8 protein-coding genes and 1 pseudogene are annotated in these 21469 nt (G+C 63.8%); 5 read left to right on the top strand and 4 right to left on the bottom strand.

The window, feature by feature from the left end; all coding sequences use genetic code 11:
- Positions 1 to 3: 3 nt before the first annotated feature.
- The 4 genes from NKH90_RS18545 to NKH90_RS18530 all read right to left on the bottom strand — a co-directional run bounded on the left by NKH90_RS18545 (position 4) and on the right by NKH90_RS18530 (position 11151).
- Positions 4 to 1038, bottom strand: a complete 1035-nt coding sequence (locus tag NKH90_RS18545; protein ID WP_352453204.1) for an ABC transporter permease — start codon at positions 1036 to 1038, stop codon at positions 4 to 6.
- A 221-nt stretch (positions 1039 to 1259) separates the two neighbouring features.
- The gene (locus NKH90_RS18540; RefSeq protein ID WP_352473524.1) at positions 1260 to 2912 is read right to left on the bottom strand and encodes an ABC transporter substrate-binding protein; all 1653 of its coding nucleotides are present in this window, start codon (positions 2910 to 2912) and stop codon (positions 1260 to 1262) included.
- 260 nt (positions 2913 to 3172) lie between these two features.
- Positions 3173 to 9226, bottom strand: coding sequence for a translocation/assembly module TamB domain-containing protein (locus tag NKH90_RS18535; RefSeq protein ID WP_352820320.1), 6054 nt, complete (start codon positions 9224 to 9226; stop codon positions 3173 to 3175).
- Positions 9226 to 11151 carry an autotransporter assembly complex protein TamA gene (locus NKH90_RS18530; RefSeq protein WP_352820318.1) on the bottom strand — a complete coding sequence of 642 codons (1926 nt, stop codon included), beginning with the start codon at positions 11149 to 11151 and terminating at the stop codon, positions 9226 to 9228. Before NKH90_RS18530 ends, NKH90_RS18535 begins: the two co-directional genes overlap by 1 nt.
- Positions 11152 to 11424: 273 nt before the next feature.
- Between NKH90_RS18530 and NKH90_RS18525 the strand changes: the two genes are divergently transcribed.
- From NKH90_RS18525 to NKH90_RS18505, 5 genes and pseudogenes are all read left to right on the top strand, one after another.
- Positions 11425 to 16905 carry an alpha-2-macroglobulin family protein gene (locus NKH90_RS18525; RefSeq protein ID WP_352820317.1) on the top strand — a complete coding sequence of 1827 codons (5481 nt, stop codon included), beginning with the start codon at positions 11425 to 11427 and terminating at the stop codon, positions 16903 to 16905.
- A gap of 201 nt (positions 16906 to 17106) precedes the next feature.
- The gene (gene pbpC / locus NKH90_RS18520) at positions 17107 to 19197 is read left to right on the top strand and encodes a penicillin-binding protein 1C (RefSeq protein WP_352473518.1); all 2091 of its coding nucleotides are present in this window, start codon (positions 17107 to 17109) and stop codon (positions 19195 to 19197) included.
- Between the two features lie 54 nt (positions 19198 to 19251).
- Positions 19252 to 19938, top strand: a complete 687-nt coding sequence (locus tag NKH90_RS18515; RefSeq protein WP_352820316.1) for a M15 family metallopeptidase — start codon at positions 19252 to 19254, stop codon at positions 19936 to 19938.
- Positions 19939 to 20156: 218 nt separating this feature from the next.
- On the top strand, positions 20157 to 21185 hold the full coding sequence (locus NKH90_RS18510) for a sulfate ABC transporter substrate-binding protein (RefSeq protein WP_352473515.1): 1029 nt from the start codon (positions 20157 to 20159) through the stop codon (positions 21183 to 21185).
- Between the two features lie 18 nt (positions 21186 to 21203).
- Positions 21204 to 21469, top strand: a pseudogene (locus NKH90_RS18505) (molybdate ABC transporter permease subunit); the annotation flags it as partial.

Here is a 21469-nt window from a genome sequence, read left to right as displayed (position 1 = left end):
CTCCTATTGAACTCTGATGCGCGGATTGAGGAACGCGTAGCCGACATCGGAGATGAGCTGTGTGATCAGGACGATAAACACCGAGACCAGCGAGCAGCCGAGCAGAAGATCGATGTCGTTGTTGCCGGCGGCCTCGACCAGGGTGTAGCCGAACCCCTGGTAGCGGAACATCACCTCGACGATGACGACGCCGGTGAGCAGCCAGGGGAACTGCAGCATGATGACCGTGAATGGCGCGATCAGGGCGTTGCGCAGAGCGTGCTTTATCACCACGCTGCCGAAGGAGAGGCCCTTCAGCCGGGCGGTTCGGATATATTGCTGGGTCATCACCTCGACCATCGAGGCGCGGGTCATGCGAGCGATGTAGCCGATGCCGTAGATCGCCAGCGTCATCACCGGCAAGGTGAAATTATAGAAGGTGATGCCCTGGCTGGCCGAGGCCGCCGAACCGTTCAGCACGCCGAGCCAGGAGGCAAAGATCACGGTGAAGATGACGCCCGAAACATATTCGGGCGTCGCCGTCGAGGCGATCGAAGCCACCGACAATGTGCGGTCGGTGCGTGAACCCTCGCGCATACCGGCGAGAATACCGATCAAAAGCGAGATCGGCACCATTACGGCCAGCACGCAGAGCATCAGGATGCCGGTGGCGCTGAGCGCCGGAAAGAGTTTCGAAGCGACCGTCGTCTTGAACTTGGTCGAGCAACCGAAATCGCCTTGCAGGATGCCGGAGAATGTCGGCACGACCGGATCGTTGCAGAAGGAGAAACGCTGTGCGGGCTTGCCGGTCGCCGGGTCGGTCACCGGCTGCTTGGGCATGATGCCCAGCCATTGACCGTAGCGGATAAAGAAATTCTGCCGATAGCCATGGTTGACCAGCCAAGCCTCAAGCTGCTCGGCGGATGTGTGCATTTCGGTCTGGCTGATCGCGAGCTTCTTCAGATTAGGCCCGAGATTGACCAGGAAGAAGACGATCATCGTCAGGCACAGCATCGTCACTGCCATGGTGCCGAGACGCCTGATAACGAAAGAAAGCATGGCGGTCCCCTGCCGGTCGGGTTGGGGGGTGGAACCGGTTTGCAAGCCGTGCGCTGCCGCCAGCGGCAGAACAAGCCTTCAGACCAGTCCCAGATGCAATACCCTTTTTATTGCAGACCCAGGCCGAAGAGTCCGCAACTTTTTGCTGCGCCGACTTCCGGTCCAAGGACCATGCAAAGAGCGAGGGAAAGGGGCGAGACGCCCCTTTCCGGATCGTCCGGTCAGGCTTGGTCGAGCCAGACCTTGCCGTAGTCGCGCTCGAAGGTCGGGTGCATCTTGTAGTTCTGCACCGCCTTGACCGAATGGCTGTAGAGCTTGCGCCAATAAGGCTGGATGATAATGCCGGAATCCTGCAGGATCTGCTCGATATCCTTCATCATTTCCTTGCGCTTGGCGGCGTCGGCAACTGCCAGCGCAGCGTTGAGCTTGGCATCCCACTCCGGATTCGACCAGGCCGTCTCGTTCCAGGCCTCACCTGTGCGATAGCCGATCGCCAGAACCTGGACGCCGAGCGGCCGCATGTTCCAGTTGGTCATCGACAGCGGATACTTCGTCCAGTCGTTCCAGAAGGTCGAACCCGGCAGCACCGTACGCTTGACCTTGATGCCGGCGTCGCGCATCTGCGCGGCGATCGCATCGCCTGTGTTCTTGTGCCAGTCTTCGTCGACCGTGATCAGTTCGTGCTCGAAATCGGCCTGGCCGGCTTCGGCCATCAGCGCCTTTGCCTTGGCCGGGTCGCGAGCAATCTTCGGCAATTCATAGTATTCCGGATGGATCGGAGCGACATGGTGGTTTTCGGCAACCGTGCCGGCATTGCCGTAGCCGAGCTGGAGGACGACATTGTTGTCGACCGCGAGCTGCAGGGCGTTGCGAACCTTCTGGTCGCCGTAAGGCTTGTTGGTCACATTGGTACGGCAGACGATCGTCGAGGCGGTGACGATCTCCGACTTCACCAAATCCATGCCGTCGAGGATCGACACATAGTCGGCCGACGTCTCGAAGTTGGTGTGCACCTCGCCTGCCTCGAAAGCGCTGACCATCGCCGCCGGATCGGTGCCGTAGTCGATGAACTCGATGCCGTCGAGGAAGACGTCACCATCCCACCATTTGTTGTCTTCGCGGCGCTTGTAGACCACTTTCTGGCCGACATCGTAGGAGACCAACTCGAACGGGCCGGTTCCGATCGGGCAGGACTTGAAGTCGCCGCCCTTCTCGTCGAAGGTCTTGTGGACGATAAGGCCGGGATAGTCGCACACGTTGGGAATGAGGGCGATATCCGGCTTGCTGAGCGTCAGCTTGACCGTGTGATCGTCGACCTTGGTAACCGCGCTCTCATCCAGCTTGTCATCCTTGACCAGCGAACCGAGGCGACCGGGCATGGAATTGCCTTCGGCTTTCTTGTCGGCCCAACGCTTGAGGTTGAAGATGACGTCGTCTGCGGAGAACGGATCGCCGTTGTTCCAGGTGACGCCCTTGCGCACATGCAGCGTGTATTCGGTAGCGTCGTCATTCACGTCCCAGCTCTCCAGCAGATAGGGGCGGAACGTGTATTCGGTGGTGTATTTGACCAGCGGCTCGAGCGCCTGGCGCTCGGCATTGGCGATTTCCGACCAGTCGGCCTTGCGCGGATCCTTCGGATCCTTGATCCATTGCGCGACCTTCAATACGCCGCCTTTCTTGCCCTGGACCTCTTCCGCCTTGGCCGGCGTCGGGTCTGCAAGGCCAAGCATGCCATAGGCCATCGCCGTCGACGCGCCGAAGACGCTGGCGAGAGCTAGAAATTCGCGACGATCCATCTTGCCTGCCTTGGCGTCTTCGGCCATGGCCAGGATGTGATCGGGAACGCGGTCGCCGTTACTCTTGTAGATCGTCATGACTTACTCCCATTGTTGGCTTTCTGCCTTTTAACATTCCGCATCCTCGCCATGATGTCAAAGACGGCAGGGATTGGGAACATGCCAAGGAATGTGCAACTTTGAAAGCAGGGCGGTTCGCGCGATAACGACAGTCTTGGCGCAAATTTGCTACTGCGCCAGGGATTTCGTCCGAAATCCCCACAGGCAATTAAACTGGGACATTCGCCGCTGCGCCACTCGTTCTCAGGCAACCAGTTGTTCTGCGCGAACGGCCGGTTTCAATATTCCCGTTCGTAGAAAACACCGCCTTTTGCTTCGCCGGCGTCGGTTGCCTCGCCACGCAGCTTGACGCCGCGTCCAACGTCGAGATCGACGGTTGCCTTGCCCGAGCCCGGCCTGTCGCCCTTCTGGATCGTCACATAGGTGCGGTCGTTGAGATACTTGCCCGCCGAGACGGCGGTGCCGCCCTGTTCGTCGGTGATCACGTCGAGATCGTCGACGCCAATCGCACTGCGCAGGTTCTGCAGCAGGGAGGTCGAGCCGCCGACGCCGGCTAGTTGTCCGGCAGCCTCGGCAAGCTGCGCGATCTGCAGCGGCGACAGGTTCGACATCGAACGGCCGAAGATCAGCTGCGCCAGCACCTCGTCCTCCGGCAACGCGGGTACCGAGGAGAAGGTGAATTTCGGGTTGTTCGCCTCGCCCGACACCACGATGGTCACGGTGGCGCTGGTCGTCTTCGATTGCGCCGTAAGATTGAGGTAGGGCACCAGAGAGCCGGAAAAGCCGACGGAGCCTTCGGTGAAGGTCAGCCGCTTGGCAAGGATCGTCAGCCGCCCGCGCCGCAAGGTGAAGGTGCCGACCGCCTGGGGTGACGATGCCGGACCGGTCAGCCGCAGCGAACCGCCGAGCTCGGCGTCGACGCCCCTGCCCTGGATGAAGATCTGGCTCGGCGCGTTGACCGTGACGTCGAGGTTGAGGCCGCTACCTCCACCGCCGCTGCTTGCAGCGGCCGGGCGCAACGCCTTGTCCTGCGCACGCACGGCTGCCGGGGCATTCTTGTGCTTGACGTTGAGCTCGGCCAGCGAGCCGGGCAGCTTTTCGGGTACGGTGATGACGGTCTTGGCCAGGTTGACGGTACCGGAAATTACCGGCGCGGAGGTGAGCGGTCCCTTGACGGTCAGGTCGCCGCCGAGATTGGCGGTGACCACCTTGCCGTCGGTATAGCGGCCGTCGACGAGCTTGATCGACAGATCGGCCGGAAAACCCTTAGCCGGATCGATGCCGACGGTGCCGCTGGCCGAAAGGCTGCCGCGCGTCGACAGCGTGCCGGTCAGGCGATTGATCCTGGCCACGCCGCCACCGATGGCGACATCGGCAGTGATATCGTTGATCGCAAGCCCCGAGCGCGCGTCGAGCAGGCGGGCGCCTGACGTGTGGACCGTGCCTGAGATCACCGGCGACGTCGCCGGGCCGCGCACCTGCACATCGACGTCGGCCGTGCCGCTCAGGGACAGGCCTTGCGCGGCGAGTGTCCTGGTGAGGAAGGCGAACGGCACCTTGCCGGAAAAGTTGAGATCAAGGGTGGGCGCGCCTGATGTCGTCATCGTGCCGCCGCCCTTGAGGCCGAGGCCGGCGGCATCGCTCATGTTGGCGTCGAAGGTCAGTCTGTTGCCCGAATACGTACCTGAGGATGAAACGCCCATGCCGCCGAAACCTGCACCACGGGTCTGCGACGTCTGAACGCCTGCGGCGTCGATCTTGAAGGCAACGGCCGGATTGGCCGGCGCGCCCGTCACCTTCACCGTGCCCGAGATGGAACCGGCGGCATCGAGGCCCGGCGAAAAACTGTTGGCTATCGAGATCGGGACGCGGGCCAGCGTCGCGTTGAGGTCGAACGCCTGCCCAGCCTTGCCCGTGACCGTCGCCGTGCCGCCGCCGAGGTTGAGCACCAGCCTGTCGAGGCTGGTCACTCCATTGGCGATGTTGATGGTCGAGGCCTGGGCGATGGCCGCCTTGATGCCGCGGATGGTCGCCTCGCCGGAGGCAAGTTCGACCGTCGTCGTGCCCTTGACCGCCTTGACCCGGCCGGCCGCCCTCAGCGGAATATCCTTGACGGTGGCGCCACCGGAAAAGCCGGTCCATTCGCCGTCGCGCTTGAGATCGACGTTGACGCCCCGAATAGCCGTTCCGCCGGAAGTTACGCTGTCGGCACGGATTTTGCCCGAGATCACCGGTGCCGCCAGATAGTTGGCGATCAGCGCATCGATGCTCACGGCCTTGGCCGAGACATCGCCGCGCGAGATCGAGGCCGTCGTCGCCTTGACGGCGACTTGCGGCACGGTACCCGCCTTGGAGAAGGCGATCGTGCCGCGCACATCGCCATCGGCCTTTTCCAGTGCCAGGGCCGCAAGCGGACCGATATCGGGCAGGTCGAGCGCCACGGTGCCGGCCGGAACGAAGGCATCGTCGAGCGCCAGGTCGCCGGAGATACGGTTCTTGCCGAGCGACAGCAAAAGCCCGTTGATGGCGCGTTTGCCGTCCGATGTCGCCAGCACGGCGCTGCCCTGCAGCGGTTGGCCGCCGACATTTCCGGTGAGTCGCACATTCGCAGCCGGGTTGGCGGCATCAGCCTTGCCGGTGGCAGTGAGCTTCAGACCGGTGATCTCGCGCGCCGCGACCGAAAGCCTGTCGCTGTTGACACTCAGCGACAGATCCGGCGCGGTGCTGGCGCCTTGCGCATTCAGCGCGAAAGAGATGGCGCCTTTGGCGTCCTTGGATAGCAGCGAGACGTCGCCTAGCGCGCCTTTGACGTCGGCGCTGAGCTTGTTGTTGTCGGCAAGGCTCGCCTGGCCGTCTGCCGTCAGCGAACCGGACGACAGCCTGACAGTATTGGCGGTGACATTGCCATTGGCGTCCCGCTTCAGCGCGGCACTGAATTGCGTTCGCTCGGCGAGCACGCCACGTACCGCCCCCGGCAGTGCCGCCGAGGCGGCGTCCGCCTTGACATTGAGGTCGATGGCGCCGTCGGCCAGCGAGACCCGCCCGTTGAAGCCGCTGTTCAACGCGTCGCTGGTCACCGTGCCGCTATCGATGACGATGGCATCGGCGGCAAGGCTGCCGGCGAGTTTGGCGGTGACCTTGCCGGCGATCAGCGGCGCGATAGACGGATTGTCGAGGCCGATTTTTTCGGCAATCACGGTGCCGGAGATCGGCCCGCTCCGGGCTTTCACGTCAAAGCGATCGGAGTGCAGCGCAAGCGTGATGCCCTCGATCATAGCTAGATTGGTGGCGGCCGATGGCAGCGTCGCGGAAATGTCGAGCTTCGGCTGGGCGCCCTGCCCGGCCGCCGTTAGCGATATCGCCTGCAGCTCGAGCTTGATCGGGCTCTCCTTGCTGCCAAGCGACAACGGCAGGCTCGGACCGGTAGAGGCCAGGTCGAGCGAAAAATCGCTGGCACCGTTCGGATTGAGGGTGCCGGCTGCCTTGCCGGAGATTTTCTCGCCGGCAAGCGTCGCCTGCTCGATGGCCAGGCCGCTGGCCGACGAGAAACGGCCTGCCGCATCGAGATCCAGCGGCCCGAGCCCAGCCTGCCGGGTCTGGCTGGTTTCGGCGCCGCTGAGCCGGGCGGTGAAGCGAATATCTGGGGCAGCCGACGATCCGGTGACCTGCGCGGTGCCGCTGAGCGCGCCCACGGCATCGAGACCCGGTGAAAAATCATTGGCAAGCGCTGCCGGCACCGCCGACAAGGTGGCAGTGAGATCGAGCGTCTGGCCAGCCGTACCCGACACGGCAACCGAACCACCACCGACACCGAGCGCCAATTTCTCTATGCTCACCCTGCCATTGGCGATTGTCAGCGCTGATGGCTGCGCGACAACTGCCTTGATGCCGCGGATGGCCGCCTCGCCCGAGGCAAGCTCGATGCTGGTGGTGCCGTTCGCAACCCTGACCCGCCCGGACGCGCTGGCCGGAATGCCGGCGACCGTGGCGCCGCCGCTAAAGCCGGTCCAGTCGCCATCGCGCTTCAGGTCGACATCGATGCCGATGATCACCGTGGGTCCGGAGGTGATCGTGTCGGCCTTGATCTTGCCGGCGATTGCCGGTGCTTTGAGATAATTGGCGACCAGCGCGTTGACGGCGATTGTCTTCGCCGCCAGTTCGCCGCGCGAAATCACGGTGCTCGTCGCATCGATCGCGACCGTCGGCGCTCCGTTGTCGTTCGCAAAGCGGATGGTGCCGCGCACGTCGCCCGCTACCGACTGGCCTGTGAGTGCGGCCAGCGGAGCAATATCGGCGGCATCGAGGGTCAACGTGCCGAGCGGCAGCAGGTTGTCGTCGAGCCCGAGGTCGCCGGAGACCTTGTTGTCGGCTAACGAGACGGCAAGTCCATTGATGGAGCGCTTGCCGTCGGTTGTGACCAGCGATGCCTTGAGGTCGAGCGGCTGGTCGTCGACCGAGCCGGTCAGCGAGACATCGGCGGCGGGACTGGCGATATCGGCCTTGCCGCTCGCGCTCAGCCTGATCTGCTTCACCGTATGGCCGGACGCCGTCAGGCTGTCGCTGTTGGCCGAAACCGAGAAATCCGGTGCGCTGCGCGCGCCGCTTGCGGTAAGCCCGAAACCGACGGCGCCGCCGACGTTGGCGCCGACCAGCGGCGACAGCACCGACACGTCGCCCAGCGTACCCTTGATATCGGCTCGGATATCGGTGCCTTGCACACTGGCGGTGCCGCTGGCGCTAAGCGTACCGGAGGTGAGTTGCAATGCGTTGGCGGCGAACGCACCGTCCGGGTCGCGTGTCGCGGTTGCGGAAAACTGCACGCGCTCACCGAGAACCGAGCTGATTTGCGGCGGCAGCGCCGTCGAAGCCGCGTCGGCATTCATCTTGAGCGTCATCGACAGATCGGCAAGCGCCACTGTGGCTGTTACGGACGCATTGAGCGCGTCGCTGCGTAGCGTGCCTTTATCGACGACAATCTGTTCCTTGCTGACGGAGCCGGCGAGACCGGCGCTGACCCTGCCCGTTATCAGCGGCGCCAAAGTCGCGACGTCGGTGTTCAGGCCGGCCGCCGTCAGCTTGATGGTGACCGGCCCGCTACGGTTCTGGATGTCGAAACCATCGGAATGCACTTGCCCGATCAGGTCGTCCACCCGCGTGCCGCCCGCCACCACCGAGACCAGCGACGCGCCGATATCCATCATCGGCGCCTTGCCATCGCCGAAAGCGCGGGCCGTGGCATCCTTGATTGCCACGGTTATCGGTTGCGCCTCGCTGCCGAGGCTGAGCACGATCGGCGGCCCCTTTGCGGCGAGCTTCACCGAAAGGTCGCTGGCGCCGTTCGGATCGACAATGCCGGCGGCGGTCGCGTGCAAGGCGCCGCTGTCGATATTGGCGCGCTCGACATCGACGCCGCCGGCCGCGGTCGCCGTGCCGGCGAGGTCGAAGGTGGTCTTGCCGGCAAACAGCGGTTTCAGGGTTTCGGGCAGGAAGCGCTCGAATTCGCCATCGCCGTTGGCCTCGACATAATGACCCTTGTCGGTGAGCTGATGGCGACCGGTAAGCTGGGTGACGATCCGGCCGTCGACAACGAAGGTCCCGATGCCATTCCAGTTGGCGAGCGGTCCGGTGCCGGAAACGACAATGTTGACCGGCGGCGCGCCCGGCAGGTTGAGCAGGTTGGCGATGATGCCGCCGGCCGGCTCGGATGCCTTAAGGTCGAGGTCGAGCTTGTTGTCGGCCGGCGCGAAATGGGCTTTGGCGTCGACCGTGCCTTGCTTGCCGTCGTGGCGAACGATGTTGAGGTTGGTCTCGATCGCCAATGGAGAGGCGTCCGCCTTGAGCGCTCCCTTGGCTGCAAGTTCGGCGACACCGCTGCCGGCCAGAGCCTGCCCGAGCGCGATTTCGGGAAGGTCGAGTTGCCTGACGTCGATGGAAACCGGCAGCGTCGTCGCTCCGCTTTGGCTCGGCTGTGTATTGGCCGCCGGCAGCCTTGCCAACTCGATACGCTCGGCCCCAATGCGATCGGCGCTGAAGCTCTTCGACAGGAGTGCCAGCGGCGACCAGTCGACGGCCACGTTGCGCGCCACCATCCAGGCGCCTTCGCGATCCTCCAGAACGACATGATCGACCCTCAGCGCGCCCGACCAGATACCGTCGATGCCGACGACAGTCACCTTGCGGTCGCCGGTCGAGGCCATGGTCGAGATGATGCCGGCAAGCTTTTCGCGGCCGCGCTCGGTTTTGGTCAGCACGACGAGCGCCCCCACCGCCGCTGCCACGACGATGAGCAGCGTGTAAAAAAGGATACGGAGGATGCGCCTGAATATTGCCATCAGAATGCCTGGCCGATGCCGGCATAAATGCCGAAATGAGGATCGTCGGGGCCGCGGTTGAGCGGCACCGCCGCGTCGACGCGCAGCGGCCCGAACGCCGTCAGATAGCGCAAGCCTACACCCGCGCCGACCTTCATGTCCGAAAAATCGGGGACCTGCCTGGTCGACACCGTGCCGGCATCGACGAACGGCACGACGCCGATCTTGTCGGTGACGGCGATGCGCATCTCGACCGAGGTCTCAAAGAAGGAAAGCCCGCCGATCGGTTCTCCATTGCTGTCCTTCGGGCCGATGCCTTGATAGGCATAGCCGCGCACCGAACCGCCGCCGCCTGAGTAGAAGCGTCGATCTGCCGGAACATCTTGAAGACTGGCGCCGATGATGGAGCCGATGGCGACACGTTCGGCGAAAACGAATTTCGAGGCCGAATCGAGTGACTGGTAGGCCGACCCCTCGCCCTTCAGCTTGACAAACGCAGCCCCGCTCAAAATGTCGTAGCTCGGCTCACCATAGGCCAGCACCCTGAAGCCCCGGGTCGGATTGAGCTTGCTGTCGCGATTGTCGTAGACATATTGCAGTGGAATGCTGGCGATCAGATAGGTGTGCTTGCCGAAAGCGTCGTGGATCCTCGAATAATCCAGCGCGACTTGCGCGGAAACCGTCTGCTTCTTGTCCAATTCGTAGGATAGGCCGGTGCTGCCCTTGACCGAGAAATGGTCGTAGGCGTCGGGGTGTTCCAGCACGGTATTGACGCTGGCAATGAATTTCGACGCCGGCCCGACCACGCCCGGCTTTTCGAACATGACGCCGGCATTGTAATTGAGCTGGGTCAAGTCGTTGCTGCCGATGCCGCTGATCTTGCCGTCGATGCGCAGCTTTTCGGCGCGGCCAAACAGATTGCGATGCCCCCAATAGCCTTCGAGGCCCAGCCCTTCGGTGTTTGAGAAGCTGCCGCCAATGCCGAAATAGCGCGGCTTGCGTTCGCTTACCTGGACACCGATCGGGATGTTGCCCTCGGCGTCGAGTGCGTCGGCTTCCTTCACCGTCACGCTGTTGAAGACCTCGAGCCCGAGCAGCCGGTCGCGCGCATCGTCGATCTCATCGGGCGAATATTGGCGACCGCGCTTAAGGCCGGTCATATATTCGGTGAAGTCGCGGTCGACCTTTTCCGTGCCCTCGACAGTGGTGTCGCCATAGCCGGCGACCGGGCCGGCCGCGACGGCAAGCGTCACGTCGAGCGTCGAACCGGCGTGCTCGGCGACGATCTCGCGGCCCGTCACCTTGGCCAGCGGCCTGCCTTCTTGCTTGAGTGCCCGCACGATCGCCGCCTCGGCCTTGAGCACGGCGCCCGAACTGGCGTCACCGCCGGCGATCAGACCGAAATCGGCACTTGCCAGCCCCGCCGCATCGCCTTCCAGTCTGATGTTGCCAAGCGTGAATTTCGGCCCGGCTGCTATGCGTATCACCACCGGTATCGGCTGCGGACCCGAAAACTCGGCATCGGGCGGCAGATCGTCGAGCGGCTTGCCCTGAATAGTGATGGTGACGACACCCTCGTAGCGGGCGTCAGTGTAGAGTGCGGCAACAAGTTGCTCACGGTCACTGCGCGCCTTGGCCAGTAGGCCGAGAGAACCGGATACCGGATGTTCCTCGTCGGCCTTCAGCGCCGAGGCGTTTTCGAGCTTCTCGGCGAGATCCTTGTCGGCGTCCGGCGCCTCGATCGTCACCGCATAGCGCAGCGGGTCGACGATATCGGCATCTTCGTCTTTGGATCCCCACAGCTTGATGCCGAAAATCTCGAAGGCTGCCGCACTTCCGGTTTCGGCAACAAGTGCCGTAGAGCACAACAATGCGAAAAGCAGGGCGCGCGAAAGCGCGCGCCGTGGCGCGGTTCCTCCCGACATCTGCCTTTCATACGCCGGCATTACGCTCCTAGCCTAGCTCGCAAACCTAAAATTGGAATGAAGTTCTGAAGCACTCGTAAAGGGGCCACAATCCAATTGCTGAAATAGACAGGGCTTGGAACTCACACCTTCTGCGTCGCCGCAAGAAAGCGTGATCCCCTGTCCTATGGAGCTACTACCGGTCACCGGCCGGAAAGCAAACGGTTGGCAGGCGGATCCTGCCGCGTCCCGATGTTGACAAGCGCGACTGAAGCTTGAAGATTTCTGGACGTAAGCACTTGTCTGGAGGGGTTTATGGCAATGCGCGCGGCTCGTGGTCTATCGATTCTTTTCCTTCTCTTTTTTGCCTGGAGCGGTGTCGCGCAAGCGGCCGAAGCCCGGCGGGTGGTGACATCGGACAATTCCGACTATTTCGGTTTCGATCTCAGATCCGACCAGAATGTCAGCCTCGACCAGTGCAAGACCACCTGCCTCGGCGACCCGGCCTGCCGCGCCTTCACCTACAACCTCAAGGCCAAATGGTGCTTCCTTAAATCCGATTACAATTCGTTGAAACCCTTCGGTGGCGCCGTCGCCGGCAAGGTCGTCAACATCGATGGCGATCCCGACATCGGCGCGCCACCCGAACTCGCCTTCTTCCCCAACTGGATGGCCGACCAGGCCCAGCAATACCGCAACAAGCTCACTGGCCCGACCTACACCAAGCCGACAGAAGGGCTGACCGCGCTGAGGGCCGCCGCCGAACAGTCGGCGCTGACGGGCGACCATCGCTCGGCCATGCACAAATACGAAGCGGCGGTTTCGGTGTTGCCTTATGATGGCCAGCTCTGGCTCGAGCTGGCGCGCGAAACGCTTGCCGTCCATCCGACCGCCAACAGCTCGGAGCCGTCGACCCTGCCGGCGAACGCCACTTCCGCCGCCTTCAACGCCTACAAATTGCTGCGCACCACCAAGACGCGCGCCGACGTGCTGGCGCTGCTCGGGGACGGCCTTGATCGCCGCGATCTCTACAGGCCGGCTCTGCAGGCCTACGAGGCGAGCCTCGCTCTCGTCAATTCGCCGGCAGTCAGGGCCGCCTATCAGGATCTCAAGGCCCGCAAGGGCTTCCGCGTCATCGATCATACCGTCGATGCCGACACCAGCGCGCCACGCATCTGCGCGCAGTTCTCCGAGGAACTGGTCAAGACCGGCGTCGACTACTCGCAGTTCGTTACTGTCGACAACGCCGCTCCCAAGGGCGTCGAAGCCAAGGACAAGCAGATCTGCGTCGAAGGACTCGAGCACGGCCAACATTATGACGTGACCTTCCGCGCCGGCTTGCCGGCCGCCATTGGCGAGGTCACCGCGGCACCGGTGGTTCTGTCGATCTACGTGCAGGACCGCGCGCCTTCGGCCCGCTTCACCGGCGATAGCTTCGTGCTGCCCGCCGGCGCACGCCGCGGTATACCGGTCGTCACCGTCAACATGAATGCCGCCCAAATGAAGCTCTTCCGCATCGGCGACCGCTCGCTGGCCCAGCTTCTGTCGGGATATCAGTTCCTGCGCCAGCTTGACGGCTACGACATTTCGAACATCTCCGAACAGATGGGCGAGCCGGTCTGGCAAGGCCAGCTCGACATCGCCAACGACCTCAACAAGGAAGTCACCACCTCCTTCCCAATCGACGAGGCTTTGCCGAAGCGCAAGCCCGGCGTCTATGTGCTGACCGCACAAGCCGTCAACGATCGCAGCGACGACTATGATTCGCACGCCACGCAATGGTTCGTCGTCTCCGATATCGGCCTGTCGACCTATACCGGACAGGATGGGCTGAACGTCTTTGCCCGTTCGCTCGCAACCGCCAAGCCGATCGCCGGCGCCGAGCTGACGCTGCTGGCCAGGAACAATGAAATCCTCGGCACCGCGACCACCGACGCGGAAGGGCGGGCGATGTTCAATCCCGGCCTGACGCGCGGCGACAGCGGCATGGCGCCGGCCGTGCTGATGGCCAAACAGGGCGACGACGATTTCGTCTTCCTCGATATGGGCCGCGCCGGCTTCGACCTGTCCGACCGTGGCGTCGCCGGACGGCCGGCACCTGGCGCGCTCGACGTCTATGCCTGGACCGAGCGCGGCATCTACCGCGCCGGCGAAGATGTCCATGTCGCGGCCCTTGCCCGCGACAGTGCCGCCAAGGCGGTCGAGAACCTGCCGCTGACCTTCATCTTCTCGCGGCCCGACGGCGTCGAGGACCGCCGCATCGTCAGCGACGGCGCATCGGCCGGCGGTCACGCTGTCGACCTGCCGCTGGAACCCAACGCCATGCGCGGCACCTGGACGGTGGCGATCCATACCGATCCCAAGCAGGCGGCGGTCGCCAGCCAGATGTTCCTGGTCGAGGACTTCGTGCCGGACCGCATCGAGTTCGACCTGTCCTCCGACAAGCAGGAGATCGCCCAGGGCGAGACCGCCAACATTACCGTCGACGGCCGCTTTCTCTACGGCGCGCCGGCCGCGGGCCTCGCGCTCGAAGGCGAATTGACGCTGTCGACCGCCCGCGATTGGGACCGCTTCAAAGGCTATTCCTTCGGTCTGGCCGACGAACAGTCGGCTGAACCGACGGTGACGCCCTTCACCGGCCTGCCGGTGGTCGGCGAGGACGGCAAGGCGACTTTCCCGGTCTCCGTCGATCAATTGCCATCCACCACCAAGCTGGTCGATGCAAAGGTCACTGTCAGGATGCGTGAAACCGGCGGCCGTGCCGTCGAGCGCTCGCTGAATATCGGCATCCGCCCGCAGGGCCACATGATCGGCATCCGCCCGGATTTCGACGACGACGAGGTGCCGCAAGGCGGCACGGCCAAGTTCAGCCTGATCGCTGTCGACCCAGACGGCAAGCGTGAGGCGGTGAAGGGCGCGCAGTGGTCGCTGGTCAAGGTCGAGCGCAGCTACCAGTGGTACCGCTCGAGCAACTCCTGGAACTATGAGCCGGTCACCTTCACCAAGGCGGTGGCCAACGGCCAGGTCGACCTGAGCGCCGATGGCGAGGCGACGGTGTCGCTGCCGGTCGACTGGGGCCGCTACCGGCTCGAGATCGAGACAGCGGATCCGGAAGGCCCGGCCACCAGCTACGAGTTCGACGCCGGCTGGTATGTCAGTTCCACCACCACCGAAACGCCCGACGGCCTAGAGATCGCCCTCGACAAGGATACCTATGCGGCGGGTGAAGTGGCCAAGCTCAAAGTGTCGCCGCACTTTGCCGGCGAGCTGCTCGTCACCATCGGCACCGACAAGCTCCTGAAGACCGTCACCGCCAGCGTGCCGGCCGGCGGCAGCACCGTCGACATCCCGGTCGGCGACGACTGGGGTGCCGGCGCCTACGTCACGGCAACGCTGTTCAGGCCGGGCGATGCGCAAGAGACGCGTATGCCGGCGCGCGCCATCGGCGTCAAATGGCTGAAGCTCGATCCCGGCTCGCGGAAGCTTGCCGTCAGCTTGGCGCCGCCGGACAAGACCATGCCGCGCCAGCAGCTGTCGATCCCGGTGGCCGTAGCAGGCGTGCAGCCCGGCACCAACGCCTATGTCATGGTCGCGGCCGTCGACGTCGGCATCCTCAACCTGACCAACTACAAGGTACCGGATCCGGAGAACTGGTTCTTTGGCCAGCGCATGCTCGGTCTCGACGTTCGCGACATCTATGGCCGGCTGATCGACGGCTCGCTGGGCACAACCGGTAAGCTGCGCACCGGCGGCGACGGCGCCAACATGCAATCGCAAGGCAGTCCGCCGACCGAAAAGCTGGTCGCCTTCTTCTCCGGCCCGGTCCAGCTCGACTCCGACGGCAAGGCGCGGATCGACTTCGACATACCGCAGTTCAACGGCACCGTGCGCGTCATGGCCGTCGCCTGGACAAAGGAAGCAGTCGGCCATGCCCAGTCCGACGTCATCGTTCGCGATCCGGTGGTGATCACCGCCGGCCTGCCGCGATTCCTGGCGCCCGGCGATTCCGCCGTCATGCGGCTCGATGTCGCCGACACCGACGGCCCTGCTGGCGACTACAAGCTGACCATCGACACGACGGGCGACCTGTCTACCGGCAGTGCCGCCTTGCCTGAAAAGCTGACGCTGGCCAAAGGCAAGCGGCAGACGCTGACCGTGCCGTTGATTGCGCGGACCGCGGGCAACGCCTCGATCACCATCAAGCTTGCGCATGCCGACGGCACCGCTGTCGAGCAGACGCTCTATGTGCCGGTGCGCCCAGCGCAACTGCCGGTGACCACCCGCATGGTCGTCGACCTCAAGGGCAATGGCGGCGTGCTGCGCGTCGACAAGGAACTGCTGGCGGCAAGCCTGCTCGATGGCGCTTCGGTCAGCGTCGGCGTTTCGCAGGCGGCTGCCTTCGATGTACCGTCGCTGCTGATGACGCTCGACCGCTATCCCTATGGTTGCGCCGAACAGACCACCAGCCGCGCCATGCCGCTTCTCTACGTCAACGAGATGGCTTCCGGCATCGGCATGGCCAGCGACCCCGATCTGCATGGCCGCGTCCAGGACGCTATCTACAAGGTGCTGAGCTACCAGGCATCGGCCGGCAGCTTCGGCCTGTGGGGTCCGGGTTCCGGCGATCTGTGGCTCGACGCCTATGTCACCGATTTCCTGACCCGGGCGCGCGAGCAGAAATACGACGTGCCGGCTTTGGCGATGAACCAGGCGCTGAGCAATCTGCAGAACGCGATCGGCTACGATCAGGACGTCCAGGATCGCGGCAGCGAGATCGCCTATGCGCTCTATGTGCTTGCCCGCAACAAGAAGGCCTCGGTCGGCGATCTGCGTTATTATGCCGACACCCAGCTCGAAGCCTTTACCAGCCCGATGGCCGTCGCCCAATTGGCGGCGTCTCTCGCGCTCTACGGTGACACCCAGCGCTCGGAGGCAACCTTCCAGGCCGCGCTGCAACTGGCCAAGTCGACGCCCGAATATGACTATTACCGGTCCGACTATGGCTCGCCGCTGCGCGACGGCGCGGCGATCCTGGCGCTTGCCGCGGAAAGCAAGCCGGTGCCGACCATCGTGCCGGCGCTGATCCAACTAGTGACCAGGGAACGCGCCGACGCCAGGTGGACCAGCACACAGGACGAGTCCTGGATGCTGCTTGCGGCCCGCGCGCTGAAGGCCGGCAATGATTCGATCGCACTGACCGTCAACGGCGCACCGCATGCCGGCGGCTATGCGGACCAGATCGCCGGTGGCGACCTGGCCGACAGTCCGCTGACCATCGTCAACACCGGCAGAAATCCGCTGCAGGCGGTCGTCACCACCGTGGCCTCGCCGATCCAGCCTCTGCCGGCCGGCGGCAACGGCTTTACCATCAGCCGTACCTACTACAAGCTAGACGGCACAGAGGCCAACGTGACGGAGGTCAAGCAGAACGAACGCTATGTCGTCGTGCTCAAGGTTTACGAGCAGAACACCTGGCCTTCGCGACTGCTGATCACCGACCTGTTGCCGGCCGGCTTCGAGATCGACAATCCGGGCCTGGTCTCCAGCGCCCAATTGACGAACTTCTCCTGGCTGGCGCAGACCGATGCCGCTCATCTCGAATTCCGCGACGACCGTTTCGTCGCGGCTTTCAATCCCAACGACGGCGACGGCGACCGCAACATCACGCTCGCCTACGTCGTGCGCGCGGTGACGCCGGGCACCTATGCCCACCCGGCGGCAACGATCGAGGACATGTACCGGCCGCAATATTCGGCCCGCACCGCCACCGGCATGATGGAGGTCAAGGCGCCGTAAGGATAGGAATATGGCGGTGGCGCTGCCCCTCATTGCCCTGCCGGGCATTTCTCCCCGTATAGAGACGGGGAGAAAGAGCCATGCGCCGAAGTTTTCGCCGAACTTTAACGTCGCAGAAAAGGCGCCAAGGGTCGCGACAGCCCCCTTCTCCCCGTCACTAAACGGGGAGAAGGTGCCGGCAGGCGGATGAGGGGCGGCGCCATGCTCTCCAGAAAATTCCTGCGCCGAGCGGCCATCACGGGCATTTCCTTGGCCGGTCTCGCGGCAATCACCGCCTTCGGCCTCTGGCAGCTCGACCGCGCATTTCCGCCGCCGCTGCCGGCTGCTTTGACGGTCTCGACCGAGGTGCAGGACCGAGACGGCCAGCTGCTGCGCGCCTTCGCTACGCCGGATGGCTACTGGCGGCTCGCTACCAGCCTGGACCAGGTCGACAAGCAGTTCGTCGACATGCTGGTCACCTATGAGGACAAGCGTTTCTGGGATCATCAAGGCGTCGACGTGCTGGCACTGGCGCGTGCCGCCGGCCAGTTCGCGGCCAGCGGCCATATCGTCTCCGGTGGTTCGACGCTGCCGATGCAACTCGCCCGGCTGATCGAACCGCGCGACAGCCGCAGCCTCGGCTCGAAGATCAAGCAGATGCTGCGCGCCCTCCAGATCGAACGGCGGCTTTCCAAGCGCGAGATCCTCGAACGCTATCTGACGCTGGCGCCCTATGGCGGCAATCTCGAAGGTGTGCGCGCCGCTTCGCTTGCCTATTTCGGCAAGGAGCCGAAACGGCTGACGGTCTCGGAGGCGGCCCTGCTCGTCGCTTTGCCGCAATTGCCGGAAAAGCGGCGCCCTGACCGCAACCTCGACGTCGCCCATGCTGCCCGCGACCGCGTGCTGACCCGCATGGTCTCGGCAGGCCTGCTCGGCGAACGTGAGGCCGCGCGTGCCGCGCTCGACGATGTGTCGGGGCTGCGGCGGACCTTGCCGGCGCTCGCTGCCCATGCGGCCTATACGATGCTGTCCAAGGCCATTCCCGGCCAGAAGCTGCAACTGACGATCCGCAAGAGTGTCCAGGAAGGGCTGGAGCAGGTGGCCAAGGATGCGGCCGCCAGGCTCGGCCCTCGCCTCTCGGTGGCCATGGTACTGGCCGATGCCCGTACCGGCGATATTCTTGGTGAGGTCGGCTCTGCCGATTTCTTCGATGCCAGCCGTTCGGGCTGGATCGACATGACCAAGGTCGTTCGCTCGCCTGGCTCGACGCTGAAGCCGTTCATCTACGGCCTCGCCTTCGAACAAGGCTTGGTGGCGCAGGAGATGCTGATCGAGGACAGCCCAGCCGATTTCTCCGGGTATCGGCCGAAGAACTTCGACATGGGCTATCAAGGCGATGTCAGCATCAGGCAGGCGCTGCAATTGTCGCTCAACGTGCCGGCGATCCGCGTGCTCGACGCGGTCGGCCCGGCCCGGCTGATGGCACGCTTTCGCCAGGCCGATGTGACCCCTATCCTGCCCGTCAACGAAGCGCCCGGCCTGGCGATCGGCCTCGGCGGCGTCGGGGTGACCCTGCGCGACCTGGTCCAACTCTATGCCGGTCTTGCCAATGGCGGCAAGGCACACACGCTGCATGACGGCACCGAGCCGGCGAATGCCGAACGCTCGACCACCACCATCCTCGACGGGCAGGCGACCTGGCAGATCACCGACATCCTGTCAGGCGTCAAGCCTCCCCAGGGTGCCGCCCAACGCGGCATCGCCTACAAGACCGGCACCTCCTACGGCTATCGCGACGCCTGGTCGGTCGGCTTCGACGGCCGCTACGTGCTCGGCGTCTGGGTCGGCCGCCCCGACGCCGGTGCGGTGCCCGGCCTGTCCGGCTATGTCTCGGCTGCGCCCATCCTGTTCGAAGGTTTTGTCCGTTCCGGCCTGGCCGCCGTACCACTGCCGAGCCAGCCGTCCGGCGTCCGGCGTCCGAAACGCGAGGAGCTGCCGGTGACGCTGACGCGCTTCGGCGCCGGCACCGATGGGCTGGTGCAGGCGACGCCGACCGAACCTGCGCCAACCATCATCTTTCCGCCCGACGGCGCTCGCGTCGATCTCGGCACTTCCTCGGCCGACGCCTCGCCGCTGGTGCTCAAGCTGCAAGGCGGCCGCGCACCATTCCGCTGGCTGGCCAACGGCAAGCCGCTGGTCGGCATCGACCGGCGGCGCACCGCGACCTGGCAGCCGGACGGCGCCGGCTATTCGACCCTGACCGTGATCGACGCGGCGGGACGCGCGGCCAGTGTGAAGGTTTTCGTCGAGTGAAAGTTTCCCTTGAATAACTTCCGGCAGGCGATTCAGGGGATTGGGTTTTACGTCTTGCTTTCGGGCGCCGGTATTTCCTCGGCCTTTGCTGACACCCTCCCCGCCGGCTTTGTTCGGCTAGCCGACATCGATCCCAATATCCGGCAGGATATCCGCTATGCCGGCCTCGAGAATTTCCTGCATCGCAAGGTAAGCGGCTACGATGCGCCGGTATGCATCCTCACCAGGCAAGCGGCGCAAGCGCTTTCGGCAGTGCAGAAAGCGATTGCCGCCGAAGGACTGACGCTGGTCGTGTTCGACTGCTATCGCCCTGCGCGGGCTGTCTCCGACATGGGTGACTGGACAAAAACGAGTGGGCCACCGGACGCGCAATGGTACCCAAAGGTCAAGCGCAAGGATCTCATCGCCAAGGGCTATATCGGCGAACTGTCCACCCATTCGCGCGGATCGACGGTCGATGTCGCGATCGCGCGAGCCGACCGCAAGAGCGCTCCGAAACCGGCCTGTGGCGCGACCGATGCCGACACGCTCGATTTCGGCACGGGTTTCGACTGTTTCGATCCAGCGAGCGAAACGGCTCACCGACCGATAGCCAGTGAAGCGGCGGCTAACCGCAAAAGACTTGTCGAGGCGATGCGTGCCCGCGGCTTCAAGAATTACGCCCGCGAATGGTGGCACTTCACGCTGGAGAACGAGCCGTTTCCAAAAGAGCGCTTCAACTTTCCCGTTACCGCCGAATAGCCGGCCGCAACCTTCGGGCGCGACGCAGCCATTGCCGAAGAGCTAGCCGTCTCTAGATAATCGCGTCGGGATCGCAATCATGGTCCATGCGGGGAAAATAGTTTCTCGCATCGCCGAAACTGGGCGAAAAATTGCTTCAATAGGCCAAAAAAGGCAACATTGAATGCATCTAAATTCTATCAATTCGGTAGATTGGCGCGAGTTCAACGGAGGCGGAAATGACCAAACCTCATTTCAGGAAACTGCTCGGCGCACTGGTCGCCACATCTGTCCAGTTCGGCACGCTCGGTTTCGCGTTTGCCGACACCACCATTCTCAACGTGTCCTATGATCCGACGCGTGAGCTCTACAAGCAATTCGATGAGGCCTTTGTCGCCCACTGGAAGGCCGAGACAGGCGAGACCGTCACCGTCCAGCAGTCGCATGGCGGATCCGGCGCCCAGGCGCGCGCCGTGATCGACGGGCTCGACGCCGACGTGGTGACGCTGGCGCTCGAAGGCGACATCAACGCCATTGTCTCGAAAACGAAGAAGATCAATCCCGACTGGCGGACGAAATTCGAAAACAATTCGGCGCCCTACACCTCGACGATCATCTTCCTCGTCCGCAAGGGAAACCCCAAGGGCATTCATGATTGGGGCGATCTGGTCAAGGACGATGTCCAGGTGATCACGCCCAATCCGAAAACCTCCGGCGGCGCGCGCTGGAACTATCTTGCCGCCTGGGCCTATGCCAGCGCCAAGGATGGCGGCGACGAGGCCAAGACCAAGGAATTCGTCGGCAATCTCTATGCGCATGTCCCGGTTCTCGACACCGGTGCGCGCGGCGCCACCGTGACCTTCGCGCAAAAGGGGCTGGGCGACGTGCTGCTCGCCTGGGAAAACGAGGCCTATCTGGCGCTCGACGAGTTCGGCGCCGACAATTTCGATATCGTCTACCCGCCGACCTCGATCCTGGCCGAGCCGCCGGTAGCCGTGGTCGACGCCAATGTCGACGCCAAAGGCACGCGCAAAGTTGCCGAAGCCTATCTGAGCTACCTCTATTCCAAGGAAGGCCAGACGCTCATCGCCAAAAACCATTATCGCCCTTCGAAGCCCGAACTGGTGCCGGCGGAGGACTTGGCCAAGCTGCCTGAGATCAAGCTGGTCACCATCGACGACCCGCTTTTTGGCGGCTGGAAGAAAGCACAGCCTTATCATTTCGGCGATGGTGGTATATTCGACCAGATCTACAAGCCGGCCCAGTAGCATTTAGATCAGGACGACATGACCACAGCACCCGCCAAGGCGGGGTGGCGATTCAGGCAGCCGAGCGTCATTCCGGGTTTCGGATTGACGCTCGGCTTCTCGCTTGCCTACCTCACCCTCATCATCCTCATTCCCCTGTCCGGGCTGATCTGGCGCTCGGCGGCGCTCGGCTGGACCGACTTCTGGGCGATCGTCACCGACCGCCGCACCATCAACGCGCTTGAAATCAGCTTCGGCACCGCCTTCATTGCCGCCGCCGTCAACGTCGTCTTCGGCACGATCGT

Origin of the sequence: Mesorhizobium sp. M0898 (assembly GCF_040319695.1) — a bacterium.
Lineage (GTDB): Bacteria > Pseudomonadota > Alphaproteobacteria > Rhizobiales > Rhizobiaceae > Mesorhizobium.
Note: the sequence above shows the minus strand (reverse complement) of the source record. Positions and strands in the feature narration are given on the sequence as shown.